At 68.6% G+C, this 25,935-nt stretch carries 22 protein-coding genes and 1 other annotated feature; of the genes, 1 reads left to right on the top strand and 21 read right to left on the bottom strand.

Features of this window, described 5'->3' with window-relative positions; translation table 11 throughout:
* Nucleotides 1-13: 13 nt before the first annotated feature.
* The 21 genes from ROA7023_RS14750 to ROA7023_RS14650 all read right to left on the bottom strand — a co-directional run bounded on the left by ROA7023_RS14750 (nucleotide 14) and on the right by ROA7023_RS14650 (nucleotide 24,740).
* Nucleotides 14-1,642 carry an isochorismatase family protein gene (locus ROA7023_RS14750; RefSeq protein ID WP_085879805.1) on the bottom strand — a complete coding sequence of 543 codons (1,629 nt, stop codon included), beginning with the start codon at nucleotides 1,640-1,642 and terminating at the stop codon, nucleotides 14-16.
* 85 nt (nucleotides 1,643-1,727) lie between these two features.
* Nucleotides 1,728-2,576, bottom strand: coding sequence for an N-acyl homoserine lactonase family protein (locus tag ROA7023_RS14745; protein ID WP_085879804.1), 849 nt, complete (start codon nucleotides 2,574-2,576; stop codon nucleotides 1,728-1,730).
* A 13-nt stretch (nucleotides 2,577-2,589) separates the two neighbouring features.
* Nucleotides 2,590-3,462: an amidohydrolase family protein gene (locus ROA7023_RS14740; protein WP_085879803.1), complete on the bottom strand. Its 873-nt coding sequence runs from the start codon at nucleotides 3,460-3,462 to the stop codon at nucleotides 2,590-2,592.
* The gene (locus ROA7023_RS14735) at nucleotides 3,459-4,541 is read right to left on the bottom strand and encodes a vWA domain-containing protein (protein WP_085879802.1); all 1,083 of its coding nucleotides are present in this window, start codon (nucleotides 4,539-4,541) and stop codon (nucleotides 3,459-3,461) included. The genes ROA7023_RS14740 and ROA7023_RS14735 overlap by 4 nt, the downstream gene beginning before the upstream one ends.
* A complete protein-coding gene (locus ROA7023_RS14730; protein WP_085879801.1) occupies nucleotides 4,538-5,419 on the bottom strand; it encodes an AAA family ATPase in 882 nt (293 codons plus the stop codon). Before ROA7023_RS14730 ends, ROA7023_RS14735 begins: the two co-directional genes overlap by 4 nt.
* Entirely contained in the window at nucleotides 5,419-6,444 is a 1,026-nt protein-coding gene (locus tag ROA7023_RS14725; protein ID WP_085879800.1) for a xanthine dehydrogenase family protein molybdopterin-binding subunit, read from the bottom strand. Before ROA7023_RS14725 ends, ROA7023_RS14730 begins: the two co-directional genes overlap by 1 nt.
* Complete coding sequence (locus ROA7023_RS14720; RefSeq protein WP_085879799.1) at nucleotides 6,441-8,363, bottom strand: xanthine dehydrogenase family protein molybdopterin-binding subunit; 1,923 nt, start codon at nucleotides 8,361-8,363, stop codon at nucleotides 6,441-6,443. Before ROA7023_RS14720 ends, ROA7023_RS14725 begins: the two co-directional genes overlap by 4 nt.
* Nucleotides 8,363-8,836 (bottom strand): (2Fe-2S)-binding protein, encoded by a 474-nt coding sequence (locus ROA7023_RS14715; RefSeq protein WP_085879798.1) that lies wholly within the window; start codon nucleotides 8,834-8,836, stop codon nucleotides 8,363-8,365. The genes ROA7023_RS14720 and ROA7023_RS14715 overlap by 1 nt, the downstream gene beginning before the upstream one ends.
* Nucleotides 8,836-9,627 (bottom strand): FAD binding domain-containing protein, encoded by a 792-nt coding sequence (locus ROA7023_RS14710; protein ID WP_085879797.1) that lies wholly within the window; start codon nucleotides 9,625-9,627, stop codon nucleotides 8,836-8,838. The genes ROA7023_RS14715 and ROA7023_RS14710 overlap by 1 nt, the downstream gene beginning before the upstream one ends.
* Entirely contained in the window at nucleotides 9,624-10,070 is a 447-nt protein-coding gene (locus ROA7023_RS14705) for an SRPBCC family protein (protein WP_085879796.1), read from the bottom strand. Before ROA7023_RS14705 ends, ROA7023_RS14710 begins: the two co-directional genes overlap by 4 nt.
* A 5-nt stretch (nucleotides 10,071-10,075) precedes the next feature.
* Nucleotides 10,076-10,513 (bottom strand): SRPBCC family protein, encoded by a 438-nt coding sequence (locus ROA7023_RS14700; protein WP_085879795.1) that lies wholly within the window; start codon nucleotides 10,511-10,513, stop codon nucleotides 10,076-10,078.
* Complete coding sequence (locus ROA7023_RS14695) at nucleotides 10,514-13,762, bottom strand: flotillin family protein (RefSeq protein WP_085879794.1); 3,249 nt, start codon at nucleotides 13,760-13,762, stop codon at nucleotides 10,514-10,516.
* Between the two features lie 11 nt (nucleotides 13,763-13,773).
* The gene (locus tag ROA7023_RS14690) at nucleotides 13,774-14,598 is read right to left on the bottom strand and encodes a phosphoenolpyruvate hydrolase family protein (RefSeq protein ID WP_085879793.1); all 825 of its coding nucleotides are present in this window, start codon (nucleotides 14,596-14,598) and stop codon (nucleotides 13,774-13,776) included.
* Between the two features lies 1 nt (nucleotide 14,599).
* Nucleotides 14,600-16,747 carry an ABC transporter permease gene (locus ROA7023_RS14685; RefSeq protein ID WP_085879792.1) on the bottom strand — a complete coding sequence of 716 codons (2,148 nt, stop codon included), beginning with the start codon at nucleotides 16,745-16,747 and terminating at the stop codon, nucleotides 14,600-14,602.
* Entirely contained in the window at nucleotides 16,740-17,537 is a 798-nt protein-coding gene (locus ROA7023_RS14680) for an ABC transporter ATP-binding protein (RefSeq protein ID WP_085879791.1), read from the bottom strand. The genes ROA7023_RS14685 and ROA7023_RS14680 overlap by 8 nt, the downstream gene beginning before the upstream one ends.
* The gene (locus tag ROA7023_RS14675; protein WP_085879790.1) at nucleotides 17,534-18,604 is read right to left on the bottom strand and encodes a branched-chain amino acid ABC transporter permease; all 1,071 of its coding nucleotides are present in this window, start codon (nucleotides 18,602-18,604) and stop codon (nucleotides 17,534-17,536) included. The genes ROA7023_RS14680 and ROA7023_RS14675 overlap by 4 nt, the downstream gene beginning before the upstream one ends.
* A 3-nt stretch (nucleotides 18,605-18,607) precedes the next feature.
* Entirely contained in the window at nucleotides 18,608-19,630 is a 1,023-nt protein-coding gene (locus tag ROA7023_RS14670) for a branched-chain amino acid ABC transporter permease (RefSeq protein ID WP_085879789.1), read from the bottom strand.
* Nucleotides 19,631-19,842: 212 nt separating this feature from the next.
* Nucleotides 19,843-20,664, bottom strand: a complete 822-nt coding sequence (locus ROA7023_RS14665; RefSeq protein WP_085879788.1) for a helix-turn-helix domain-containing protein — start codon at nucleotides 20,662-20,664, stop codon at nucleotides 19,843-19,845.
* Nucleotides 20,665-20,816: 152 nt separating this feature from the next.
* A complete protein-coding gene (locus ROA7023_RS14660) occupies nucleotides 20,817-22,250 on the bottom strand; it encodes an aldehyde dehydrogenase family protein (RefSeq protein WP_234992247.1) in 1,434 nt (477 codons plus the stop codon).
* The gene (locus tag ROA7023_RS14655) at nucleotides 22,247-23,359 is read right to left on the bottom strand and encodes an iron-containing alcohol dehydrogenase (RefSeq protein ID WP_159458532.1); all 1,113 of its coding nucleotides are present in this window, start codon (nucleotides 23,357-23,359) and stop codon (nucleotides 22,247-22,249) included. The genes ROA7023_RS14660 and ROA7023_RS14655 overlap by 4 nt, the downstream gene beginning before the upstream one ends.
* A 115-nt stretch (nucleotides 23,360-23,474) precedes the next feature.
* Nucleotides 23,475-24,740 (bottom strand): ABC transporter substrate-binding protein, encoded by a 1,266-nt coding sequence (locus ROA7023_RS14650; protein ID WP_085879862.1) that lies wholly within the window; start codon nucleotides 24,738-24,740, stop codon nucleotides 23,475-23,477.
* Nucleotides 24,741-24,931: 191 nt separating this feature from the next.
* Between ROA7023_RS14650 and ROA7023_RS14645 the strand changes: the two genes are divergently transcribed.
* A complete protein-coding gene (locus ROA7023_RS14645) occupies nucleotides 24,932-25,408 on the top strand; it encodes a transposase (protein ID WP_159458531.1) in 477 nt (158 codons plus the stop codon).
* 48 nt (nucleotides 25,409-25,456) lie between these two features.
* Nucleotides 25,457-25,557: a sequence feature (AL1L pseudoknot), on the top strand.
* The last annotated feature ends 378 nt before the right edge of the window (nucleotides 25,558-25,935 follow it).

Genomic DNA, 25,935 nt, shown 5'->3' with positions numbered 1-25,935 from the left:
GCCGGCCCCGCGCCTAACCGGAGAGGGCGGCGGCTACCGCCTCGGTGGTGGTGACATCGGCCACGTTCTGCATGGCGTAGTTGATCGAGGCCCGGTGCCAGTCGGCGTTCATCGTCGAACAGGCGTCTTCGGCCACGATCACGCGGAACCCCTTGTCGGCGGCGGTGCGGGCGGTGTGTTCGACGCTCATGTTCGTCCAGGCGCCGCAGTTGAGGATCGTGTCCCGGCCGCCGTGGCGCAGATAGCTTTCCAGCCGCGACGTCTCCCAGACCGACATCGACATCTTCTCGACCACCAGGTCGCCGGTCTGCGGCTCCAGCCCCGCGGCGGGGGCAACACCCCAGGTTCCGCGGACGAGGGCGTTCTCATCCTTCAGCCCCCGGAGCAGCGGGGCGTTGCGCGACAGGAACGGATGGCCCGGCTCGCACACCATCCAGGCGTGCAGCACCATGATCCCCCGCGCCCGCGCCAGCTGCGCCAGCCGCGCGACATTGGCGACCACGTTCTGGGCGCGGGCATGGTTCGGGGAGCCCGACGCGGCGAAGGCGCCACCGTCGATGATGACGTCGTTCTGCAGGTCCTGAAGGATCATGGCCGTGCGGGCCGGATCTATCCGCTCGATGCGATCGGCCAGGGTCAGGCCCTTGTCCGATGCCGATGCCGATGCTGATGCCGACGGCGCCGCCGCCCGGGCCGGCGCGGTGCGCTGCGCGGACTGCGCCCTTGGCGTCATGAACGCCTCCGACCGGCCCTGAGTCCGGGTGCGCACGGAATAGAGCGAGGAGGTCGCGCAGATATAGAGCGTGCCCCAGTCCGGGTCGCCCCAGTGGAAATTCGCCACAAGTTCCGGCACGCGGATCTCGCCCAGCTTGAGCCCGTGGAAATCATAGACCCAGATGCCGCCCGGCGCGGTGACATAGAGGTTCCCGTCCCGGTCCGCCTTCATGCCGTCGGGCACGCCGGGCCGGCCGCTTTCCTTGATGCCCGAGGCGAAGATGCGGCCGTTGCGCAGCATCCCGTCCGGGCCCACGTCGAACATGCGGATATTGGCCTGTTCGGTGTCGTTGACCCACATCCAGCGCTCGCAGGGGCTGAAGCACAGCCCGTTGGGCTGGCTGAACATGTAGCGGTCCGAGACCAGCACCGCCTCGGCCCCCGGCACATGGCCGGGCGGCAGCATGTAGACCCCCTGGAAGCCCATCTGGGTCGGTCGCGGCACGCCGAAATGCGCCATCCGGCCGAAGGTGGGATCGGTGAAGAACACCGCCCCGTCCCGGCGCACGACGATGTCGTTGGGCGAGTTCAGCTCCCGCCCCTCGAAGTGGCTGGCCAGCAGCTCGCGCCCGCCCTGCGGCCCGATCCGCGCGACCGCCGAGGTGGCGTGTTCGCAGACCAGCAGGTTCAGGTCGGCATCGTAGGTCATGCCGTTGCCCATCATCGAGGGCTTCTGGATCTCCGCCACCCCCTGTCCGGGGGTGTAGCGCCTGCGCACGTCGGCGGGCATGTCCGAAAAGATCAGCGCACCGTCCCGCGGGTGCCACAACGGCCCCTCGGTGAAGGTGAACCCGGTGCCGAGCTGGCGGACCGGTTCGTATTCGTCGATCAGCCGCGCAAAGCGGTCGTCGGTCGCCACATGGGCCATGTCTGTCCTCCCTCGGCCTGCCGTCGGTGCCCTCAGTCCGTGCCGTCAGTGCGTGCCCTCAGTCCGTGCCTTCAGTCCGTGCCGGTCACATCGGGAACCATTGCCGCGCGGGCAGGGTCTCGGTCATCGGGCCGGGCACCTGCATACCCAGGCGACCGACAACCTGGCCATGCTCGATCTTCGCGGGGCGATCGTGGATCGGCAGCAGGAACTGGTAGTTGTTGAGCAGTTTCTTCACCGCCCCCTTCTCGGCCCGCTTGGAGCCGGAATGGTTGCCGGTCACCTGCGGCTCCATCGCGTTGTTGACGCGGACATGGTTCACGATCTGGTCGTTGAAATCGTAGATCACGTCGCCGCAGATGCAGGCCAGCCCCTCGGCGGTCTCGACCACCACGTTCATCGAGCCTTCGGTATGCGCCCCCGCCGCCTCGCACCAGACGCCGGGGATGATCTCTTCGGCGCCGGTGATCTCGAGATCCAGGAACCGCATCGCGCCGTCCTCGTAGATCCGGTCCACGAGATGCTTGATGTCGGGCTTGGGATATTGCGGATACATGATCCCCGAAACCGAGAACTCCATCTCGCGCCGGTTCAGGCAGACGGTGGTGTTCATCGGGAAGAGGTCGTCTTTGCCCGCGTGGTCGATATGCAGGTGGGTGTGCAGGATGTAGCGGATGTCGCCCAGCTTCAGCCCGTGCTTGGCCAGCTGGTTCTCGATCATGTTGTCGTGGAACTGCAACCCGCGCATCCCCAGCGTCTCCATGATCGCATTGTCGCGATAGCCGGTGTCGACCAGCACCGGGTAGGCGCCGCCGGTGATCAGAAAGCCATAGACCGGCACCCGGCGGGTGCGCCCGCACTCGTGCCCGAGCACGAGGAAAGAGGTTTCCAGCTCGATGTCGCCGTAGTCGAGAACGTGAATTTGCAAGGCCATCTTGGTTCCTCCCTTATGTCTGCAAGCCGTAGATCCGGGCCGCGTTGTCCCTGAAGATCGCATCGTGATGTTTCTTGGGCACCGCCGCCTGGAACGCCGACCAGAGGCTGCCGAAATCGGTCCAGAGCTTCTCGATCGGAAAGTTGGAGCCGAAGAGACAGCGCTCGGGGCCGAAGAGGCGCAGCGTCGTGCGCACCTGCTCGGCGATATGCTCGGGGTCGTTGCGGTGGATGAAGGTGCCGAAGGCCGAAAGCTTGGCGGTCACGTTCGGACACGCGGCGAGCGTTTTCAGCCCCGCGGTCCAGGCCTTGCGGCCGGCGTCGCTCTGGTCCTCGAGCATGCCGGCGTGCTGCAGCACGAAGGTCACGTCGGGGCAGGCGCGGGCGAGCTCGGCGGCGCCCTCCATCTGCGGCGCGAAGACCTGCAGATCGAAGGCCCAGCCGTAATCCGCGAGCCGCGCGATATTGGCCTGCACCGTCTCGTCGCGGCACAGATCCGCGTGGGGGGCAAAGCGATAGGCCGGCTTGCGGTGCCAGTGGAGCTGTTGCCGGATGCCCCGCACGCCTGGGATGGCGGCCAGCCGGTCCAGCGTCTTTCCCGCGTCGCGGCGGGTCATGTCGGCATAGGCGACGATGGCCATGGGCCAGCCGGTGCGGTCGGCCTCGGCCTGGACCCACAGCGCCTCGTCCACCGCCCAGTTCGGCGCCCAGTTGGCCTGCACGTAGACCGAGCCGGTGATCCCGGTGCCCTCGATATCGGCCAGGTATTCCTCAAGCGCGTAGTCGCGCTTCAGCCCGCCGTAGGCGCCGAAGATGCGCGGCCGTTCGGGGCCGAGCAGCCAGGGCAGGTCCGCCTGCCGCCAGATATGATGGTGAGCGTCGATCATCGTGTTGCCTGTGTCAGGATGTGATGGGCCACGCTGCGCGGGGTGCTGCCGTCGCCCAGCTGGTCCAGGGACGGCAGGATCGCCTGCATCGCGGCCGTGACGGGCCGGTAATCGGGATCGGCGGCCAGCGGTGTCAGCCAATGCAGCCGCCAGGCCAGGCGCGACAGCCGTTGCGTCGCCTCGACCATATGCGCAGGCTCGCCCAGCTCCAGCCCGTCCGACAGCACCACGACCAGCGCCCCCCGGGCGAAACCGGCATAGCGCGGGACCGCGAGGAAGGCCTGCAACGCCTCGCCGATCCGCGTGCCGCCGTCGAGGTCGGCCACCGCCCGGCCCACCCGCGTCAGCGCCTGTGCGCGGTCGGCGGGCGACAGCGCCTCGGTGATCCGGGTCAGCCTTGTGCCGAGGGTAAAGATCTCGGCCCGGTCGGCGGCCTGGCGCAGGGCATGGGCCACCCCCAGCAACGCGTCGGAGCGGTCCTTCATCGAGCCCGAGACATCCAGCAGGACCAGCAGCTTGCGCTGGCGCAGCTTGCGCCTTGTGCGCGACAGCTCGACCGGCTCGCCGTCGTACTTTGCCGCCTGCCGCAGGATCCGCCGCATATCGAGCGCATGGCCCTTGCCGCGCACCCGCCGGGCGGTCAGGCGACGCGGCAGGCGGCGCGGCGCCTCGCGCGCCAGCTGCGTCAGCGGATCGGCCAGCAGCCCGAGATCGCGGGCGGCCAGACGCTCGGCGCGGGTGGCCTCTTCGCCGGCGGGGTCGTCGGCCTCCTCGGCGTCGATCTCCATCGTGTCGTCGGTGGGCTCGACCGCCTCGGTCTCGTCGTCCTCCTCGTCGCCCTCGACCTGCAGGGCCTGGCCGTAGAAGACGGCGCGGAACAGCATGTCGAACGCCTCCATCCTCTCGGGCGGCACGGCGAACAACGCCAGTGCGGCACGGCGGACCTGGGCGATGTCGCGCGGCCCCAGCGCGCCCACGGCGGCGATGAATCCCGCGACCTGGTCGGGCGCCACGGCAAAGCCGTGGCTGCGCATCAACCGCGGCAGCCGCAGGAACGGGGCGAGTGCGGCGGGGGTCATGCGGCCTCTCCCGGCAGAAGCTGGGGCAGGCGGCCCGCGAGATAGGCGATGTCGTCCTGGTCCTTGAGAGCCACGCCGATGGCGCGGGCAAAGGCCTCGGGCCAGCGGGCGCCCTGGGCGTTCAGCAGGGTCGCCGCCTCGGCCCATTCCACCGTCTCGGCGATGCCGGGGGGCTTGGCCAGTGGCTCTGCCCGCAAGGCCGCGACCGAGGCCACGACCGCCTCGGCCGTGGCCTGCGCCACCCGGGGGGCGCGGGTCATGACGATCTCGGCTTCGAGCGCGGCATCGGGATAGTCGATCCAGTGATAGACGCAGCGCCGCCGCAGCGCCTCGTGCAGGTCGCGGGTGCGGTTCGAGGTCAGCACGACGACGGGTGGCGAGGCCGCGCGCACGGTGCCCAGTTCCGGGATCGAGATGGTGAAATCCGACAGGAATTCCAGCAGGAAGGCCTCGAATTCCTGGTCCGCCCGGTCGATCTCGTCGATCAGCAACAGGACCTCTCCGGGGCTGCGCAGGGCCTGCAGCAGGGGCCGGGCGAGCAGGAACTGGTCGGCATAGAGGTCGATCGACCCGCCCTCGGCCTGCCGCAGCGCCAGCAGCTGGCGGGCATAGTTCCATTCGTAAAGCGCGGCGGCGCTGTCGATCCCCTCGTAACATTGCAGCCGGATGACCTGCCGGCCCAGAACGCCGCCCAGCGCCTTGGCGGCCTCGGTCTTGCCGACCCCCGGCACGCCTTCCAGCAGCAGCGGCTTGCCCAGCGCCAGCGCAAGATAGGTCGCCGTGGCCAGATCGAGCGAGGCCAGGTATTGAGCGTCGCGCAAGGCACGGGCCAGGTCCTCTGGCGAGCCGATCCCGGCGATGTCCGACCGGATCGCCATCAGCCGCGCTGTCCTTGCGGCCGGGCGCCGCCTTGCGCGAGGATGCCGCGCAGGATCTTTTCCGGCGTGATCGGCAGCGCGTCGATGCGCACGCCCACCGCATTGTAGACCGCGTTGGCGATGGCCGGCAGGACCGGGTTGGCGCACATCTCTCCGGGGCCCTTGCCGCCGAAGGGCGCGTCGGGCGCGGGGCGTTCCAGGATGGCGATGTCGTGGGGCACGATTTCTCCGGGTCCGGGCATCAGGTAGGCGTTGAAATCCAGCGGCCCTTCGCGACGGTCGGGATAATAGGGCTCTGTCGTTTCGTAGAGCGCGTGGCTCACCCCCATCCAGGCGCCGCCGATCAGCTGCTGCTCGACCAGGCGGCTGTTGAGGGCGCGGCCGACCTCGTAGGCGGAATTGATCTTGGTGACCTCGACCTCGCCGGTCTCGTCATCGACCGTGAGGTCGATGATCAGGGCCGCGTGGGCAAAGCAGGTGACGGGCGACATCTCTCCGGTGTCGGGATCGACGCCCGAGGGCTCGATCAGGAAGATCCCGCGTCCCGAAAGCGTCCGGCCCTGCTTGAACTGCGCGGCAATCGCGGTCTCGGCCACGGTGATCCGCCGGGTGGGGGCGCCCTTGACGTGGATGTTGCCCGCGCCGTCGGTGTCGAGATCGGCGGGTGAAACCTCCAGCTCTTCGGCCGCGGCCTCCATCATGTGGGCCCGCGCCTCGGAGGCGGCGCGGATCACGGCGTTGCCGACCCGGTGCGTGCCGCGCGACGCGAAGGACCCCATGTCATGCGGGCCGGTGTCGCTGTCGGCGGTGTCGACATAGACATCGTCGATCGGCACGCCGAGCGCCTCGGCGGCGATCTGGCGGGTGACCGATTTCATCCCCTGGCCCAGGTCGATGGCCGACAGCGTGACCATGAACTTGCCGTCCGGCGTGGAATGGACAAGCGCCTGCGCCGGGTCGCCGCCAAGGTTCATGCCGATGGGATAGTTGATGCAGGCAAAGCCGCGTCCGGAATGCAGGGTCATCGCCGTCTCCCCGTCAGAAAGCGCGAGACGCCGGGCCGGTTGACCCCGCGCGAGAACGGCTTGTCCGGCTCGTAGGGTTTCGGCTGCGCGGGCGGGGCGGGGTCATGCCCGCCCCGGGCCGGCGCGGTCGGTGCGGTTGGCTCGGACCGGTGGGCCGGCTGCGCGGGCTCCGGCTGGCGCGGGGGGGCTGGCGGCGGCGCGGGCGCTGCGTGTGGCGGGCTGGCCGGGGGCGGGCTTGCCGAGGCTGGCCGGGCCGGGGGCGGGCTTGCCGCGGGGGGCGTGGGCCGCGCGGGCGCGGCGGCGGCCAGCGGCGGCGCGCCCCCGGCCTCGGCCGGGTCGGGCATCCGGTGGCCGACCCGTTCCGACAGGATCTCCATGTCCGGCCGCTGGACCGGGATCGCCGCGTGGTCTCGCCCGCGGGTCCCGGCCGGCAGCCTGCCTGTGCTGCGCTCGGTCGGGGCGGTGCCGGTCACCCGGCCGGCCCGGCGCTCGCCGATCCGGCCTTCTTCGTCCAGCGCGGTCTCGGGGATGGCCTGGCGCTCGGCGGTCGTGCCGGTCAGGGACGAGGCGGCGCGATCCTCGGCGGAGAGGCGCCAGCCGGCCTTGTCGGCCACCACCTGGCAGCATTCGACCAGCGCGGTGTTCTTGGCCGTGCGGCGGTGGGCCTTCATGTCGCCGTCGCGGTAGGCGTTCAGGATCCGCAGCGAGATCGGGTCGATCCCCACACGCTCCGCCACCCGGTCCATGTGGCATTCGATGGCGAAATCGACGCCGGTGATCCCGAATCCCCGCATCGCCGTCGCCGGCGTCCGGTTGGTGAAGATGCAGAACACGTTCGCCGCGACATTGGGGATCGAATAGGGTCCGGGCAGGTGGCCCACACCCTTGGTCCCGGCGTATGATGACAGGCGGGTATAGGCGCCGCTGTCGAAATAGCCGGTGAAGGATCGCGCCACGATCCGCCCGTCGCGCATCACCCCGTCGCGGATCACCCAGCGTTCGGCCCCGCGCGGGGCGCCGACCTGCATCTCTTCCTCGCGGTCCCACTGGAACTTGACCGGCCGCCCGGTCAGCACGGCGCCAAGAACGGCCATCGGCTCGGTGATCGAATCCACCTTGCCGCCAAAGCCGCCGCCCACGGTGCCGCCGACGAAGTGCAGCCTGGACGAAGGCATGTCGAGCAGCTTGGCCGTGGTGCCCAGCGAGAAGAAAAGCGCCTGGGTGCCGGTGTGGCACAGGATCCGGTCGGCGGTCTCTGGCACTGCGATGGCGCCGCAGGTCTCCATCGGGGCCTGCTCGATGGGCGACATCTGGTAGGTGGCCTCGACGATCTCGTCGGCCGCGGCGAACCCCTTGTGGACATCGCCGAACCGCAGTTTCACATGGTCGTAGGGCTCATAGTCGAAGGTGTTGTCGGGATAGACCGCGTTGACCTGGGGCGCGTCGGGCTTCAGCGCCTCCTCGACGTCGAGCACGTGGGGCAGGACCTCCCAGTCCACGCGGATGGCGGCGGCGGCCTGGCGGGCCTGCAACTCGGTCTCGGCGATCACCGCGGCGACGGCCTCGCCGCGATAGCTGACCTTGGTGCCGGCGATCAGCGGCTCGTCGTCCTTGCCGAAATTGATGAGCGACAGCAGCGTGTTGAGGTTGTTGGGCACATCCTTCGCCAGAACGATGCGCTGCACGCCGGGCATCCGCGCGGCCTCGGATGTGTCGACGGACCGGATCCGGGCGTGGTGGTGGGGCGAGCGGGCGCAGCGCATGTGCAGCAGACGCTCGAACAGGTGGTCGTCGTAATAGGCGGTCCGGCCGGTGACATGGCCGCGGATGTCCTGCCGGATCGCGGGGCGGCCGATCTGTTTCAGATCGTCCTGGCGCTCGTCCGCGAACAGCTCCTTGCGGAATTCGACGCTCGACATCAGGCGGCCCTCCCTTCGGTGGCGGCGAGGATCGCATCGACGATCGGCTCATATCCCGTGCAACGGCAGAGGTTGCCCGAGATCGCGTCGATGACCTCCTCGCGCGAGGGGCGGGGGTTGCGGTCAAGCAGCGCCTTGGCGGCCATCAGCATGCCCGGTGTGCAATAGCCGCATTGCGCCGCGAAGCCCTCGATGAAGGCGGTCTGCAGCGCATGCAGGGAGGAGCCCTGGGCCAGCCCGGCGGTGGTCTCGATCCGGCGGCCCTCGGCGGCCTCGGCCAGGGTCAGGCAGCTCAGGTGCGGCTCGCCGTCGATCAGCACGGTGCAGGCGCCGCAGGTGCCCTGGCCGCAGCCGTATTTCGGCGAGAGGTCGCCGGCACCGCGCCGCAGCGCCTCCAGCAGGTTGGACTGGGGCTCCACGAACAGGCCGACCTCGGCCTCATTGAGGGTGAAGCGAACCGGGATCTTGGGCATCAGCGAACCTCCTCCAGCAGGCGGCGCAGGTGGATCGGGGCGACCTGGCGGCGATACCATTCGGACGCCAGCGGGTCGTCGGCGGGGGCGAGCCCGTCGAGGCAGGCGGCGCAGGCCGCGTCGATCGCCGCCGGGTCGAGCGACCGGCCGCTCAGGGCCTGCTCGGCGCCGGTGGCGCGCAGGGGCCGGTCGCCCATGGCGCCAAAGCCGATCCGCACGTCGCCCAGCCGCCCCCCGGCCCGTGGCAGATGGGCGGCGATGGACATCAGCGACACGCCCTTGGGCTTGGTCCGGCTGACCTTGCGGAACCGGAATTCCGAGTGTTGCAGCCGCGGGACGGTGACCGCGGCGACGATGCCCGCGCTGCGGCCCCGCGCACCCAGCATGGCCTCGATCGGCTCCGCCCGGCCGTCGGCCCAATGCACCTGGGCATTGGCCGCCAGCAGCGCCATGGCGAAATCGCCGTAGGGGTGCGGCGCGAAGAGGTTGCCGCCCACGGTGGCCATGTTTCGGATCGCGGGCCCGCCCACCACCTGCGCGGCCGGGTGCAGCGCGGCCAGATCGGGCGCCGCCAGCACGTCGGCCATGGTTGCCGCGGCCCCGATCCGCACCCCGCCGCCCTCGCTGTGGATCTCGCGCAGGGCGGGGTCGGTCAGGCGCAGGATCCGGCCGATGCCGTGGCCGCCGTAGTTCAGCGCCCGCATGACCAGGGTGCCGCCGGCCAGCACCCGCACGTCGGGGCCGGGGGCGGGGGCGCGGGCGACATCGTCCAGGCGTTCGATCTCGATCATGCGGCCTCCGTTTCGAAATGCGCGGCGATGGCGTCGAAGCCGCTGACGTAGATCCCGTCGGCGACCATGTCGTGAAGCTCGCTCTCGCGGCCCTTCGGCGTGTCGAACCGGCTTTCCCATTCCCAATAGGTCGCGTCGGTGTCGGTCACCGGCAGCAGCCGGACGTGGGCGACGTAGTTGAACAGCGGCACCGGGGTATCGAGCAGGCAATAGGAGAAGGTCATCTCCATGTCCGACAGCGTCAGCAGCTGTTCGCGCAGGTTCGACCCGTCCTGAAGCCTGAAGTTGCGCACGCAGCCGACCTTGTCCGAGGGCAGGCCCCGCTCCACGTGGCTTTCCGCCACCACCGGATGCCACCGGTCATGACCGTTGAAGTCGCGCAAGACCCCCCAGACCGCCTCGACGGGGGCCTCCAGGACAGTGCTGCGAAAGACCTTCACCATCGCGCTCAGCCTCCGAAATGCCGCTTGAGCGCGTCGAAACCGGCCTGGAAGACGTTGCCGCCGACGCCAGCGACGAGGCCCTGTTCGTCGTCCGGGTCGCAGGAGAATTCGGCCGACCACTCGATGAAGGTCCGGTCGCCCTCGGTCACGGGGGTCAGCCGCAGGGTCGCGACGTAGTCGGTCAGCGGCATCGGGCTTTCGAGAATGGCATAGGTGCAGGACATGTCGTAATCGCTCAGGCCCAGCAGCTGCTCGCGGATGTTGTCGCCGTTCTGCAGGTTGAAGTTGCGGATGCAGCCGACCTGGTCGGAGGGATGCGCATCCTCGATCCGGCTGTCGCGGATGCGCGGGTGCCAGCGGGGCAGGGCGTTGAAATCGCGCACCCTTTCCCAGACCCGCGCCGCCGGGGCGTTGACGACGGAAGAGACATAGACCCGGGCCATCTACTGCTTGTCCCCGGTTGCGTCCGCCTTGCCCTCGCCGCTGTCCTTCTTGTCGGTCAGCGCCTTCGAGGCCTGGGCGCGGGCGATCTCTCCCGTCGCGCGGGTCATGTCCGAGGCGTTGCGGAAGATGTCCGACTTGGCGAAGTTGCTGCCGTCGATGCCGATTTCCTTCATCAGGCTGTCCACGAACGGCGCCTGGACCCGGTAGCGCAGGGCAGAGTTCATCACCTCGTCCGTGGGCGAGCCGCCATTGCCGCCACCACCGCCACCGCCGCGGCCACCGGAGCCCCCGTCGGACCAGTCGAGGCCCTGGGTGCCGGAGCCGCCAAGCTGCATGATCTTGATGTCGCTGACCTTCTCCAGCGGCTTGACGCTGGCCGAGACGATGCCCTCCACATGCTCCAGCATCTTGCGCTTGAACAGCGAGGCGCGGGCCCCGTCGGTAAGGACGTTCTCGGCCTCGTTGATGAGTTTGGCGGCCTCGGCCTCCACCGCGCGGCGGATCTTTTCGGCCTCGGCCAGCACGCGGGTGCGCTGGGCCTCGGTATCGGCCTTGATCTGGTCGAGGGTGCGGGCGCGGCCGGCGGCCTCGGTCTCGGCGGCGGTCTTGGCCTTCTCGGCGGCCTCCAGGGCGCGGGCGCGGGCGGTCTCGGCCTCGACCGCGGCGGCATGTTCATCCAGCGACTTCTGGTAAAGCGCGATGGCCTTCTCCATCGACGCCTCCTCGACGGCCTTCTCGCGTCCGATCTCCAGCTTGCGGCGGTCGGTCTGGTGGCCGATCCGGGCCTCGTCCAGCCCCCGTTCGGAGGCGATGCGCGCGCGCTCGACCTCTTCCTGGCTGGCGATCTCGGCCTCGCGCAGGGCCTGCACGCGGCCCACTTCCAGTTGCTCCAGCGCCCGCTTGCGCTCCAGCTTCTTCGCGTCGAGCTCCTGTTCGGCCGCGATGCGCTCGGCGTCGACGGTCTTGGCCTTGGCCACGCGGGCGGCCTCGATCGCCTCGTCCGCGGCGATCTGGGCCGCGTCCATCGCCTGGTTGCGGGCGATTTCCAGCTCGCGGATGCGCTTGTCGCGGGCGATCTTCTCGGCGGAGGTCTCGCTCTCCTTCTCGATCCGCTGGCTTTCCACCAGGCGGCGAGAGCTGATCTCGGCGGCCTCGATCGCCTCGTGGCTCTCGATCTCGCGGCTGCGGACCTCGGTCAGCTTGGCGATCTCTGCGGCGCGGGTGCGCTTCTCCTCGTCGATCCGCACCATCGAGACCTCTTCGGAGGCCGCGACCTGTGCCACGTCGATCGCCCGGTTGCGGGCGATCTCGCGCTCGCGCAGGTCCTGTTCATAGGCGATGCGGTCGGCGGCGAGCTTCTTCTCCTTGGCGATCCGGGCGGCCTCTGTCGCCTCCTGGGTGGCGATCTCGGCGGCCTCGACGGCCTTGGTGCGGGCGTGCTCGCGCTCCTTTGTGCGCTCCTCGCTCTCGATCCGGTGGACGGCCAGCTTGGCCTCCTGGGCGATCCGGGCGGCCTCCACCGCCTCGCGGGCGGCGATCTCCGCCTCGTCCACGGCCTTGTTGCGCGCGATCTCGAGGTTGCGGATGCGCTCCTCCTGGCCGATCCGGTCGGCCGAGGTCGCCTCGGCGGCGGCGATCTGCTCGGCCTCGACGCTGCGCTGGCGGGCGATCTCGCGCGAACGGGTGTCCTGCTCGGCGGCGATGCGGTCGGCGGCCAGCGCCTTTTCGCGGGCGATCTGCGCGGCCTCGGTGGCCTGCTTCGCCGCGATCTCGGCCTCGTCCAGCGCCTTCTTGCGCTCGATCTCCAGCTCGCGGGTGGCGCGGTCTGCGGTGATGCGTTCGGCATTCACCTGGCGTTCCTGGGCGATGCGCAGCTTTTCAGAGGCCTCGCGGGCGGCGATCTCGGCCTCGTCGATGGACAGGTTCCGCGCGATCTCGCGCTGGCGCAGGCTTTCGTCCTTCTCGATCTGTGCCTCGGCGATCTGGCGTTCCTGCGCGATCCGGGCCTTCTCGATCATCTCGCGGGCCGAGATGTCGGCCTCATCGACGAAGCGCTGGCGCTCGATGTCCTTCGACTGGGTCTCGCGGGCCTTCTCGATGCGGGCCTCCTCGATGGCGCGTTCCTGGCCGATGCGGGCCTTCTCGATCGCTTCCTTGGCGGCGATGCCGGCGGCCTCGGTGTCCTGGCGTGACCGGATGCGCGCGTCCTCAAGGGTGCGTTCCTGTCCGATGCGGGCCTTCTCGATCACCTCCCTGGCGTCGATCTCGGCGGCGTCCACGTCGCGGGTGCGCTCGATTTCCTGCTGGCGGATCTTGCGTTCGGAGGCGATCCGCGCCTCGGCGATCAGTTCCTCGTTGGCGATGCGCGCCTTCTCGATGGCCTCGCGGCTCAGCAGCGTCGCCTCCTCGCCCTCGCGCTCGCGCTCGGAGCGTTCCTTGGCCAGTTGCGAGCGTTGCAGGGCGCGGCGGAATTCGATGTCGCGTTCCTGCTCAAGTCGGGCCTCTTCGCTCTCGCGGTCGATCTCCAGCGTCTGGCGTTCGGCCTCCAGGTTGCGCTGGCGGATCTTGATGATCGTGTCCTGCTCGATGTCGTTGCGCAGCTTGCGGCGCTCTTCGACCGCCTGGATGACCGAGGTCAGGCCGATGGCGTCGAACCGGTTGGACGGGTTGAAGAACTCGATATCGGTCTGGTCGATGTCGGTGATCGCGACGCTCTCCAGCTCCAGCCCGTTCTTGTCGAGCCCCTCCTGCGCCAGCTCGGCCACGCGCGATGCAAAGGCATGGCGGCCCATGTGCAGCTCTTCCAGCGTCATTTCGGCGGCGACCGAGCGCATGGCCGAGACGAACTTGCCCGCCAGCAGCCGGTGCAGGCGTTCGGGTTCCAGCGTGCGGCGGCCCATGGTCGAGGCGGCCAGGCTGACCGCCTCGGGGGTCTGCCGCACCCGGACGTAGAATTCGGCGTCCACGTCCACTCGCAGGCTGTCGCGGGTGATCAGCGCCTCGTCCTTTTCGCGGGTCACGCCAAGGTCGAGCGAGTTCATGCTGACCGGCGTGATGTCGTGGATCACCGGCCAGACGAAGGCGCCGCCGTTGATGACCACCCGTTCGCCCAGAAAGCCGGTGCGCACGAAGGCGATCTCCTTGGTCGAGCGCCGGTAGAGCCAGTTCATCACCCAGTAGAGGATGAAGACGACAATGACGGCGACGATGAGCCAGAGGATCAATTGTCCGATGAGTTGTCCGGTCATGGCATGTCTCCTTAACGGCCGATCTTCTTGAAGGCGGCGGTCTGGTTGCGCAGCGCGATTTCCGTCGGCAGCCGCTCCATCGAGGAGGCGCCGTAGAAACCGTGGCAGTTCCTGGTGTTTCTGAGGACGAAATCCGCATCCTCCGGCATCGCGACCGGCCCGCCGTGCACCAGTACGATCACGTCCGGGTTCACCTTCAGCGCGGCGGCGGCCCACAGGTCGGTGAGCGCGGGGGCATCCTCCAGCGTGACGCCGGTTTCGGCGCCGATGGAGCCGCCGGTGGTCAGGCCGAGGTGCACGACGATGATGTCCGCGCCCGCCCCGGCCATCGCGGCCGCGTCCGCTTCGCTGAACACATAGGGCGTGGTCAGCATGTCGCGGGCATGGGCAAGGCGGATCATCTCGACCTCGTGGGCATAGCCCATGCCGGTCTCTTCGAGTTTGGCGCGGAAGGTCCCGTCGATCAGCCCGACGGTGGGAAAGTTCTGAACGCCGGAAAAACCCGCCGCCTTCACCTGATCCAGGAACTGCGGCATCATCCGGAATGGATCGGTGGCGCAGACCCCGGCCAGGACCGGTGTGTGCTTGACCACCGGCAGGACCTCGCCGGCCATCTCCATCACCACGCCGTTGGCGTCGCCATAGGGCATCAGCCCGGCCAGCGAGCCGCGGCCCGCCATCCGGTAACGGCCCGAGTTGTAGATCACGATCAGGTCGATGCCGCCGGCCTCTTCGCACTTGGCCGACAGGCCCGTGCCCGCGCCGCCGCCGATGATCGGCTCGCCGGCATCGCGCATCGCGCGGAACCGTTTCATCAGGTCGGAACGGTCGAACATGTCAGGCACCTTTCGCTCGGGCGCGGGGCTGGCCGTGGAAGGACCGGAAGGTCTTCACCACCAGATCCGCGAATTCGGGATCGTTGATGTTGTGCGGCACGCGGACAAGCTGCCGGTTGGCGGTCTGCTGCACGACCGTCTCAAGCGTGCGGAACAGCGCCCGGTCGGCCTCGGGGTCCCAGAACAGCTGGCCCGGCGCGTCCAGGAGGCTCAGCCCGCCCTCGGGCAGGAAAAAGCGCACCGGCCCGGTCATTCGGTTCAGCTGCGCCCCGATGAAGCGGGCCATCCGCTCGTTTTCCTCGGGGGTGGTGCGCATCAGGGTGATCTGCGGATTATGCTCGTAGAACAGCCGGCCGCGATATCTCTCTGGCACGGTGTCGGGGGCGTTGAAATTGACCATGTCGAGCGCCCCGGCCGCGCCGATATAGGGCTTGCCCGCGCGGATCGAGGCGCCGAACCGGTCCTCGGTCGCGGCAAAGACGCCGCCCGCCACCATGTCGCAGACCTCGGTCGTGGTCAGGTCGATCACCGCGTCCAGCATCTGGCTGTCGAGCAGCTTTTCCATCGACCGCCCGCCGACGCCGGTGGCGTGGAAGACAAGGCAATCGTACTGCGCCTCCAGCTGCCGGGTGACCATCTGGACGGCGGGCGTGGTGACGCCGAACATGGTGATCCCCACCGCCGGCTTGTGCTCCGGCGTGGTCTTCGCCCGTGCCCGGCGGCCCTTGACCATGCCGGCCAACGCGTGTGCGCCATTGGCCAGCACCTCGCGGGTGATCGAGTTGATGCCCTGCACGTCGGCCACGGAATACATCATGGTGATGTCGGACGGGCCGACGTATTGCTCGGTATTGCCCGAGGCGACGGTGGAGACGATGACCTTGGGCACGCCCACCGGCAGCACCCGGAACGCCGGCGCCACCAGCGCCGTGCCGCCCGAGCCGCCCGCCGCGATCACCCCGGCCACATCCGTCTGCGCCCGCATCCAGTGTTCGAACGCGCGGGTCATGCCCGCCACGGCGCTGCCGCGATCGCCGGTAAAGACGCCTGCCGCGCCGCGCGGATGGTGGGCCGCGACCGTATGCGGCGGAATCTCCGCGCCCGAGCGCTCGCCAGAGGTCGCGAGGTCCACAAGCCGGACAAGCAGACCCTCGCCGCGCAGGATCTCGGCGATGTGGCGCAGCTCCTGCCCCTTGGTGTCAAGCGTGCCGCAGACGTAGGTGATCCCGACCGTCGGCACCTTCGGCGTCTGCAGCGCCACCACGTTGGTCTTGCCGACCTCGGTCACGGTGCGGGCCGATTGCTCGATCATGCGAACGGGGACGGGCTGGCTCCAGCGGGTCGGCACCTCGGGGTTTGAGAGATAGATCCGCGTGACCTTTTCCTCGGTCTCCTGCGGACGGGGCGCCGGGGCGGCCTGCTGGTCGGTCTCGTCATGGGCATGACGCCCGACCCCCAGCAGCGCCTGCTGCAGGTCGCGGTCGGCGGCGAGGATGCTGGCGTCCATCACCCGGTTGATCCGGCCGTTGACCATGATCGCCACGCTGTCGGACACCGCGCAGGCGACGCCGATGTTCTGCTCGATCACGAGCACGTCCATCTCGCCCTCCTGGCCGAGGCGGATCAGCATGTCGCGCACTTGGCTGACAATGACCGGGGCGAGGCCTTCCGTCGGCTCGTCCATCACCAGCAGCCTGGGGTTGGCCAACAGCGCACGGCCGATGGCCAGCATCTGTTGCTCGCCGCCCGACAATTGCCCGCCGCCGTTGCCGCGCCGCTCGGCCAGGCGGGGGAAGACCGAATAGATCCGCTCCGCCGTCCAGGCGCCGCCGCGCTTTTCCACCAGCTTGAGGTGCTCGTCCACGGTCAGCGACGGCCACAGCCGCCGGCCCTGGGGCACGTAGCCGATGCCCAGCCGCGCCGTCTCGGCGGCGGTCAGCCCCGAAACCTCGCGCCCGCCCAGCGCGATGGAGCCCGAGGCCACAGGCACCAGACCCATGATCGCGTTGCACAGCGTGGTCTTGCCCATGCCGTTGCGGCCCACCACGGACAACACGCCGTGATCCAGCGTCAGGTTGACACCCTGCAAGGCGTGGGACTGGCCGTAATAGACGTTGAGGTCGCGCACCTCGAGGATCGGATCAGGCATCGTCGCCCCCTCCGAGGTAAAGCGTCTGGACCTCCGGATCCTCCTCGATCTCGGCCGGTTTGCCTTCCTTGAAGATGCGCCCGTTGTGCATCATCGTCACGAAATCCGCGACCCGCAGGGCCACGTCCATGTCGTGCTCGATAATGATGTAGCCCATGTGCGAGGGCAGCCCGAGCAGGATCTCCACCAGCTCCGAACGTTCCGTGGGCGACAGCCCGGCGGCGGGCTCGTCGAACAGGATGAAGCGCGGCGCGCCCGCCAGCGCCATGGCGATTTCAAGCTGGCGTTGCTGGCCGTAGGACAGGCTGGACACCAGCGTGTCCTTGAGGTCCTCCAGGTGGACGACGCGCACAAGCGTCTCGGCGCTGGCCATCAGCGCATCGTCCCGCCGGGGCCGGATGAACGAGAACCGCCCGCGCGAGACGCCGCGGCAGGCGATGTAGATATTGTCGATCACCGACAGCCCGGTGAACAGCAGCGAGATCTGGTAGGTCCGCCGCAACCCGCGCCGGATCCTCTCATGCGCGGGAAAGGCCGTCACGTCCTCGCCGAAAAAGCGGATCGTGCCGGTGGTGGGCAGGAAATCCCCGGTGATGCAGTTGAAAAGCGTGGTCTTGCCCGCGCCGTTGGAGCCCAGCACCGCGCGCCGCTCTCCGGGGCGCACGGTCAGGTCGATGCCTTCTAGCGCGCGCAGGGCGCCGAACAGCTTGGAGATGCCGCGCAGCTCCAGCGCGTTCTCGGTGCCGGTGGCCTGCAGGCGCCTGGCGCTTCTGTCCTCGGTCATCGTCATTCGCGCGGCCTTCCGGTCAGCGGATCGCGGCGCGACCTGTCCTTGGCCTTTTCCCACAGCCCCAGCAGCCCGTCGGGCGAGAAGAACACCACCAGCAGGAAGCCCATTCCGATCAACAGGTTGAACCGGTCCCCGTCGAGCCCGAGCGAGATCAGCACATCGACCGCGAAGGTCTTGAGCAGCACGTAGAGAAACGCGCCGATGAAGGCGCCGATCGGGTGCCGGATGCCGCCCACGACGGCGATCACCAGGATGTCGATCGAGGGCTGGATCGACACCGTCCCCGGCGAGATCTGCCCCGATTGCCACGCTAGCAGGATGCCGCCGATCCCGGCGAGGATGGCGGAGAAGGAATAGGCCGCGACCCGGTGCGCGGTGACGTTGTAGCCCAGCGCCCCCATCCGCCGCGGATTGTCGCGCACCCCCTGCAGGGCCAGCCCGAACGGCGCCCGCGACAGGTAGAGGACCGAGAAATAGGCCGCCACCGCCCAGAACAGGGTGAGGTAGTAGAACGGCACCGCATCCTGCCAGTCCACCCCGAACAATTGCGGCGGAGAAACCGACTGGAACCCGGTGAAGCCGTTGAACACCTCGTAGTTCTGCCGGGCGAAATAGAAGAACGCGGCCGCCACGGCCAGCGTGATCATGATCGTGTAGATCCCCGCCGTCCGCACCGCGAGCCACCCGACGATGGTCGCGAAGAGGACCGCCACCAGAAGCGCGAGCGGGATGGTGATGTACCAGGGCCAGCCCTGGCTGATCGTGTCGATGGCGCTGTCGCCGAAGATCGCGACCATGTAGCCCGCGACCCCGGCAAAGGTCATCTGCGCCAGGCTCACCATGCCGCCATAGCCTGCCAGAAACATCAGCGACGAGGCGATGATGCCCAGGATGAAGGTCCAGCCGAAAATCTGGTAGAGCACGAAGTTGGAGGCAAACCCCGGCATCACCAGAAGCAGGATCGCCAGCACCCAATATGCCGGCGGCACCCGCTCTATCCAGGGCCGGCGCCCGCGATTGCGCGCGATCGAGGCGTCGATGCTGGACTGGAAATCTGACATCGCCATGGGTCAGGTCCGCCCCAGCAGGCCCTGCGGCCGGAACGCCAGCACGCCGACCATGATCAGGAAGGTCAGCACCACGGCATAGGTCGGAAAGTAGATCGACCCGATCTGCTCGGCCAGCCCGATCAGCAGCGCACCCAGCGCGGCCCCGGGGATCGACCCCATGCCGCCCACGATGACCACCACCAGGGACGCCAGCAGGAACCGGATGTCCTCGCCCGGCGCGACCGACTGGAAGGTGCCGCCGACGACGCCCGCCATCCCGGCAAGCCCCGCTCCGAAGGCGAACACGCCGGCAAAGACCAGCTGGATCCGGGCGCCGGTGGCCGACAGCATGTCCCGGTCATCGACGCCGGCCCGGATCAGCATCCCGATCCGGGTGCGGTTCAGCAGCAGCCACATGCCCACGCCGATCACCACCGAGGCGCAAAAGATCACGATCCGCACCATCGGGTAGGACAGGTAGAAATTCGTGACCTCGCCAGAGCTGCGCACCCGCTGCGAGGTGATGATCCCCGTCTCGAGCGGCCCCGACAGCCAGTCGGGCGGGGTGATGACGTAGAAATCGCCGCCCACCACCCACAACAACAGGTCCGCGATGACGATGGAGATGCCGATGGTGACCAGCGTCTGGCGCAGGTCCTCGCCCTCCATCCGCCGGAAGACGAAGAATTGCAGCAGCACGCCCACGAAGCCCACGACCACGAAGGCGATCGGAAAGGCCAGCAACCAGTAGCCGGTGGTGTAGGAGACGTAATACCCGATGTAGCCGCCCATCAGGTAAAGCGAGCCATGGGCGAGGTTCACGTTGCGCATCAGCCCGAAGATCAGCGTGAACCCGGAGGCGACCAGGAAATAGAGCCCGCCCAGGGTGATGCCGTTGAAAAGGGCGCTGAGGAAGATCTTCTTGGACCGTAGGATGCTGTCGATCCACTCCGGCCAGACCGCCAGGATCAGATAGAGCAGGATCAGCACCAGAAGCGCCGCGATCCCGGTCCAGATCGGATGTGCTCGCGCCCAGTCCCTCATTCGGCGCGACGCCGGGTCGGGACAAGCCAGCCGGCCGTTGCTGTGAATCGCACGGGTCGTCCTCCCTCATCCGGTCCGCTCCCCTGGACCTTTCGGGGAGGTTAGAGGGAACTGACTTTGCCCGGCATATCCAGAAGTCTGAAACTGTGACGGATCATCGGAAAATCACGGCGCGGCCGTGCGGTGGGACGCACGGCGCAGGCAGGGCGACGCTAGTGCAGATGGGCCACGCGGCGATAATCCGTCGGCGAGATCCCGACGTTGAGCGAAAAGAACCGGGTGAACGAGGCCTGGCTCGCAAAGCCGAGATCAAAGCCGATGTCGGTGATCGACTTGTCGCTGGACATCAGGTCGTCGATCGCCGCTTCCGATCGCAGGGTGTTGAAATAGAGGTTCGGCGTGACGCCGGTCTGCTCCTTGAAAAGGCGAAAGAAATGGGGCCGCGACAGGCCGACCTCGGAGGCGAGCGCATCCATCCCCGGATGGGTCGATAGCGCCTCGCGCATGAGCTGCTGCGACCGCCGCACCCGGAAATCCGACAGGCCCCGCCGCGTGGACAGAAAGCCCGGGCGGCGCTGGCCGCGCCAAGACACCTCGTAGCAATGGTGCGCCAACTCGAACAGCAGCCCGTTGATCCCCGACTGGGTGCTGTCGTCCAGCATTCCCGCCGCCAGAAGGTGAACGAGGCTCGCGATCTGGGGCGTGACCTGCAGCCGCGCCCGGCCGAAGGCCAGCGAGAATTCCGCCTTGGCCGCATGTTCGAGAAACCACATGGGCTTGATGTAGAGGACGAGGCAGGCGCAAGGCTCGGAATGGGGGGCGTGGAACGAATGCGGGGCCCAGGGGCTGACCGCGGTGGCCATCTGCCCGTCACAGGAGAACCGCTCGCGGCCGACCTGCACGTCGGCGGGGGCGCCGCCGATCCAGAAGATCAGATGCCCCTCGCGGTGCGCGTGGGTGGATATCGTCCTGTCAAGTTCATAGACTGCCGCCCGGCCGAATTCGCCATGGCTTACCGCGAGCGCCTTGCTCATGTCACCGATATCCCCCCACTGCGCGATAAATGCGCTTACTTGTTATTCTGTTTTCAAAGTAGGACCCGCGCTTTCGATTCGATGCAATGCGCATCCGCCGAAAATAAGACGAATTGGTATGCGGGCCTCTTGCGGGCCCGTGGACAGGCCTTTCAGCCGGCCGCGGTATAGGCCGTCTTGAGGATCGTGAAGAACTCGGCGGCCTGGCGCCCCTGTTCCATCGGCCCGCGGCTGGAGCCCTTGCGCCCGCCGAAGGCCACGTGGGGGTCGAGCCCGGCCGTGGGCAGGTTGACCATCACCACGCCGGCCTGGGCGTGGCGCTTGAAATGGGTCGCGTGCCGCAACGAGGTCGTCACGATCCCGGCGGTCAGCCCGAACCGCGTGTCGTTGGCGACGGCCAGCGCCTCCTCGTAGTCGCGCACCCGGATGACCGAGGCGACGGGGCCGAACACCTCCTCGCGGTTGATCGTCATCTCGGGCGTCGTGTCGGTGAAAAGGGCGGGGGCCAGGAAATGGCCCTGGGTGCGGCAGGCCACGGGCTCTCCGCCGCAGCGCAGGTTGCCGCCCTCGCGCCGGGCGCGGGCGATCTGCGCGGTGACCTCCTCGATCCGCTCGGCCGAGGCGAGCGGGCCGATCTGGGTGTCGGGGTCCAGCGCGTGACCCACCCGCAGGGCCCGGACCCGCGTCGTCAGATCCTCCACGAAGCGGCCGTGGATGGCTTCGGTCACGATGATGCGCGAGGTGGCGCTGCACCGCTGGCCGGTCTGGTGAAACGCGCCGTCCACGGCGCAAGCCACGGCGAGGTCCAGATCCGCGTCGTCCAGCACGATCAACGGGTTCTGCCCGCCCATCTCGAGCTGGACCTTGTGGCCGTGGCGCAGGCTTGCCTGTTCCACCAGCGTCCCGGTCGCCTCTGACCCGGTGAAGGTGATCGCGTCGAGATCGGGCGACGCCAGCATCGCCCCGCCCACCGCGCCGCCCGGCCCGGTCACCAGGTTGAACGCGCCCGCCGGCAGGCCCGAGCGCGACAGGATCTCGGCCAGCGCCCAGGCCGATCCGGGCACCAGCTCGGCGGGTTTGAAGACCACCGTGTTGCCCCAGGCCAGCGCCGGGGCGATCTTCCACGCCGGGATCGCAAGCGGAAAGTTCCAGGGCGTGATGACGCCGACGACGCCCACCGGCTCGCGGGTCATCTCGATGCCGACGCCGGGCCGGACCGAGGGCAGGATCTCTCCGCTCAGGCGCATCGCCTCGCCGGCGAAGAAGTCGAAGATCTGCGCGGCGCGCCGGGTCTCGGCGATGCCTTCCGCGCGGGTCTTGCCCTCTTCGCGGGCCAGCAATTCGCCCAGCTCCTCGCGCCGCGCCATCAGCTCGTCGCCGACGTGCTTGAGCACCGCGTGGCGCCGGGCCGGGGTGCTGTGCGCCCAGTCGTCCAGCGCCCCCCGTGCGGCGCGGACGGCGGCCTCGGCCTCGGCGCGGCCGGCCTGGGCATGGCTGTCGATCCGATCCGAGATGTCGGACGGGCTGACGTTCTCGGCCGCGGTCCCCGTGGTCAGCCAGTCGCCGTCGATCAGCAGGGGTTTCACGATGGCACCCCCGCCAGTCTTGGCCCGAAGATCTCGGTCAGTCGGTTGGGCGCGGGCAGGTCCACGTCGGGCGCGGCGCAAAGATGGGCCACGGCCTCGTCCAGCTTGCCCGCCGGAATGCCGAGCGCGGCGAAATCCGGGGGCAGGGGCAGCCCGTCCATCAGCGTCGCGAGGCCGGGGCCGATCGCGTCCTGCCGGGCGGTCCCGAAAAGCTCGGCCAACAGGCCCGCGACAGCACCCGGCACGGCGCCGCGCACGGACATCAGCGGCGGCACGAGGATGCGCCGCACCGCCCCGCCGTCGGCCCAGGCCCCGGTCACGTCGTTTATCGCATCGACGAAGGCCTGGATGATTCCCGGCCCCTTGGACTGGGCCAGCGCGGCATTCAGGCTCGCCGCCATCAGGTCGCGGCGTCGGGCCGCGGGTGTGCGCTCTTGCGGGGTCCGGGCCTGCAGCGCCCGCCGGATCCCCTCCAGCGCGAGCCCGTCGGCCACGGGATTGAAACTGTCGTGCAGCAGCACCTCGAGACAGCGACCCAGCGCATCGGCAAAGGCGCTGGCCAGCTGCGGTGCCTCCGCTGCGGCCAGCAGGGTCGGATCGCAGATGATGACGGTCGGCGGTTGCGCCTTGCCGATCCCGCCCGGCATGCCGCGCGAAATGCTTGCCCGGCAGGGATTTGGCAGCCCGTCGGGCCCCGGCACCACCATGAGGCTGGGCAGCAGATCGCGCTCGGTGGTTTTCAGGCGCTCGGCCTGGGTGAGGTTCGCGTGCCGCGCCGCGGCCAGCCCCTGGCGGCACTTGCGCCCGAAGGCGATGGCGCGGGAGGAGCCGAAGGCCACCACCGCGTCGCAGGCGCTCGGATCGGCCCGCTCCAGCGCGGCGTCGAGCACGTCGTACTTGCTGTCCGTGTCGCCGGCGGCCACCAGCGCGACCGCGACCTGGCGTGGGATGCCGGCGCGCACGCGCTGGGCGCATTCGGCCTCGGCCAGGTCGGCGTCGCAGACCAGGACCAGGTGCTGCAGCCCATTCGACTCGATCTCGGCCCGCAGGGCCTCCTCGAGCAGGTCGGCCGCGAAATGGATCCGCGATGTGAGAGAAATCAGGGTCACGGGCGCGACACAGCCCCACCGGCAGACGTTGCAGTGACAACTCCGCAGAGGGGCGCGGAGGCGGCGAACGGGCCGCCCGGTGCGCACATGCACACCGGGCGGCCCCTTGTCGGGCTCAGTACGAGGTCTGGCAGGCCGGAATTTCGCGGCCGGGCAGCCCGATCGCGTCGAACGCCGCCGGGTCGAGGCCCAGCGTCTGGTTGACGTCCTCGACCACCGCCACGACCTGGGTCGCAAGCGAGCCGTCTTCCTGCTCGACCACTTCGGTGACGAAGTTGTTGCCGATCGCCTGGCGGTTCTCGTCCAGCGTGATCGTGCCGTTCGGCGCCTCGAGCGTCATGCTGGACAGGCACTCGCGGAAGGCCGCCTGGCCTTCGCCCAGATCGCCGCCGGTCTCATCGACGCATTGCAGCATCGCCAGCGTCGAGTTGTAGTAGCCCAGCGCGAAGAGCGACGGCGAGGGGAAGCGCTGATCAGGCTCGAACGTGTCCTGATAGAGCGAGACGAACTCCTGCCAGCCCTCGTTTTCCCAGGCGTCGGCCATCATGCCGGACGAGGGCGTGCCGATCAGCGCCTCCTTGGCGGAGCCGCCCGATTGCAGGATCGACTGGTCGACCATGATCGAGCCGCCGATCAGGTTGGCGCTGCCGCCGGCCTGCTGGTACTGGTTGAGGAAGTTGATCGCGTCCCCGCCGCCGAGGCCGAGATAGATCGCATCCACGTCGTCGGGCAATGCGGCGATGATCGAGCCGAAATCCTTCGTGCCCAGCGGCACCCAGAAGCGGTCGGTCACGGTGCCGCCGGCCTGGCAGAACTCGGTCACGAGGCCGAAGACCTGGGTGTAGACGAAGGAATAATCCTCGCCCACGGTCGCGATGAACTCATAGCCCTTCTCGTTGAAGATGTAGTCGCCGAGGCCGGCGGACCACTGGGCCCCGTCCGTGTTGAACCGGAAGAAGTTCTCGGAGGGATCGACATAGGTCGTCTCCATCGCGCCCGAGATGCCGTTGATGAAGGTCACGTCCGGCTGGGTCTTGGAATAGTCGCGGATCGCGATCCCCTCCGACCCCGACAGGGGGCCGATCACGATGTCCACGCCATCCTGCTCGACCAGCTTGCGCGCGCCGCGCACGGCGCTGTCGGGCGTGGTGTCGGTCGATTGCACGATCATCTCGATGGGCCGGCCGGCGGCCGCCATGCCGGCCTCCTGCAGCGCGGTTTCGACGCCGCGGATGCCGTCCTCTCCCAGCGCGGTGTAGGTGCCTTCGAGCGTTGCGAGAATGCCGATCTTCAGGGGCTCTCCGTCCTGGGCAAACGCCCCGCCGGCGACAAGCGCCACGAGCGCGGAAGCCGTCGTCAATCGCAGTGTACGGGCTGTCATCATCTTCCTCCTTGGTGAGACCGCTTCCGTTACGGAAACTGGGTGCAAGCTGAGCATGACGACAGCGCCGGTCGCGATAGCGCAATGTTGTCCGAAATATCGAATCGTCTGATATTTTTGAGGGCGCCTGCCAGTCGTGCTGGTCCGACCTGCGGACATTGCTGCCGTTCGTTGCCCCGCACGCGACGTTGTTGAACGAAGCCGCCCCCTGGTTTCACATGGCGGGTGCGGCGCCATGGCCGAGCGGCATGTCCAGGCCTGCACCGAGCCGCTACCGCGCCCTGAGCTGGTCCGGCTACGACGCTGCGCTGCGCGTGCGCGGATCGTCGACCGTCCGGTGCGACCCGTCGACGCCGTGGCATGCGGCGCTGTCCAGCAAGCGCGGCGCACAGCTGGTCTACAGCGACTCCGCCATCCAGGCTTGCCCGACAATCAAGGTGCTGTTCGGCCTGCCGCTGAGGCAGACAACGGGCTTCATGGAGAGGATGCTGCGGCCCGCGGGTCATGCCTGGTGTCGTCGCGCCGCGCGTGATGCAGGCGAACTGTCCGGACCGACGAGCGAGGAGAAGGCACGGAGCGAGCCATTGAAGGCGCCACTGGTTCGAGCCCAATGGCGAGCGCCTTGGAGCGTGAGAACCGTGACTTCGGGCATGCCAACGAGATCCTGAAGAAGGGCAAGCCAGTGAAGGCGCCACTGGTTCGAGCCCACTGACGAATGCATATTTCGCTGCGGCGGAGCTCGACCGCCCCGTCCGCAAATGATCGCGTTCATTGACGATCACCGTTCTGTCCATGGTGCTTTGCCACTGGAACGCCATTTGTCCGAGTGACAATGGCGAAGGCCAATCTGCCGGGTTCTGGGGATCGCACCATCCATTGGCCGGCAGGCGATTTGCATCGCAAATCTGCCGATAGGCGACGTATCATGCCTTCAAAGCCGTGGAGTGCGATCCCGACCTGGCATCGGACCGGGCCAGGCAGGATCGGCTGGATGTATTCGGCAGCGTTCCAATGGTTTCGTGACGCAGGCAAAGATGCAGCCGGGCTTGCTAGACTCAGGACCCATTCAACGGGTTGAGGCTGCGCGGTCTGCGTGATTCATCGTCCCCGAACCAAAGGGGGCATGATGAGCGATCTGTATTGGCTGAGCGAGGCTCAGATGGCGCGGCTGAGGCCCTATTTTCCGAAGAGCCAT

Source organism: Roseisalinus antarcticus (genome assembly GCF_900172355.1).
GTDB classification, from domain to species: Bacteria; Pseudomonadota; Alphaproteobacteria; order Rhodobacterales; family Rhodobacteraceae; genus Oceanicola; species Oceanicola antarcticus_A.
Note: the sequence above shows the minus strand (reverse complement) of the source record. Positions and strands in the feature narration are given on the sequence as shown.

Bases quoted from the DNA above. Each gene is read 5' to 3' on its own strand.
- ROA7023_RS14730 (WP_085879801.1), bottom strand. From the start codon at position 5,419: ATGGCGATCCGGTCGGACATCGCCGGGATCGGCTCGCCAGAGGACCTG.
- ROA7023_RS14685 (WP_085879792.1), bottom strand. From the start codon at position 16,747: ATGCCTGATCCGATCCTCGAGGTGCGCGACCTCAACGTCTATTACGGC.
- ROA7023_RS14650 (WP_085879862.1), bottom strand. From the start codon at position 24,740: ATGACAGCCCGTACACTGCGATTGACGACGGCTTCCGCGCTCGTGGCG.
- ROA7023_RS14750 (WP_085879805.1), bottom strand. From the start codon at position 1,642: ATGGCCCATGTGGCGACCGACGACCGCTTTGCGCGGCTGATCGACGAA.
- ROA7023_RS14675 (WP_085879790.1), bottom strand. From the start codon at position 18,604: ATGGCGATGTCAGATTTCCAGTCCAGCATCGACGCCTCGATCGCGCGC.
- ROA7023_RS14700 (WP_085879795.1), bottom strand. From the start codon at position 10,513: ATGGCCCGGGTCTATGTCTCTTCCGTCGTCAACGCCCCGGCGGCGCGG.
- ROA7023_RS14710 (WP_085879797.1), bottom strand. From the start codon at position 9,627: ATGATCGAGATCGAACGCCTGGACGATGTCGCCCGCGCCCCCGCCCCC.
- ROA7023_RS14745 (WP_085879804.1), bottom strand. From the start codon at position 2,576: ATGGCCTTGCAAATTCACGTTCTCGACTACGGCGACATCGAGCTGGAA.
- ROA7023_RS14715 (WP_085879798.1), bottom strand. From the start codon at position 8,836: ATGCCCAAGATCCCGGTTCGCTTCACCCTCAATGAGGCCGAGGTCGGC.
- ROA7023_RS14725 (WP_085879800.1), bottom strand. From the start codon at position 6,444: ATGACCCTGCATTCCGGACGCGGCTTTGCCTGCATCAACTATCCCATC.
- ROA7023_RS14740 (WP_085879803.1), bottom strand. From the start codon at position 3,462: ATGATCGACGCTCACCATCATATCTGGCGGCAGGCGGACCTGCCCTGG.
- ROA7023_RS14705 (WP_085879796.1), bottom strand. From the start codon at position 10,070: ATGGTGAAGGTCTTTCGCAGCACTGTCCTGGAGGCCCCCGTCGAGGCG.
- ROA7023_RS14695 (WP_085879794.1), bottom strand. From the start codon at position 13,762: ATGACCGGACAACTCATCGGACAATTGATCCTCTGGCTCATCGTCGCC.
- ROA7023_RS14720 (WP_085879799.1), bottom strand. From the start codon at position 8,363: ATGTCGAGCGTCGAATTCCGCAAGGAGCTGTTCGCGGACGAGCGCCAG.
- ROA7023_RS14670 (WP_085879789.1), bottom strand. From the start codon at position 19,630: ATGAGGGACTGGGCGCGAGCACATCCGATCTGGACCGGGATCGCGGCG.
- ROA7023_RS14665 (WP_085879788.1), bottom strand. From the start codon at position 20,664: ATGAGCAAGGCGCTCGCGGTAAGCCATGGCGAATTCGGCCGGGCGGCA.
- ROA7023_RS14690 (WP_085879793.1), bottom strand. From the start codon at position 14,598: ATGTTCGACCGTTCCGACCTGATGAAACGGTTCCGCGCGATGCGCGAT.
- ROA7023_RS14735 (WP_085879802.1), bottom strand. From the start codon at position 4,541: ATGACCCCCGCCGCACTCGCCCCGTTCCTGCGGCTGCCGCGGTTGATG.
- ROA7023_RS14680 (WP_085879791.1), bottom strand. From the start codon at position 17,537: ATGACGATGACCGAGGACAGAAGCGCCAGGCGCCTGCAGGCCACCGGC.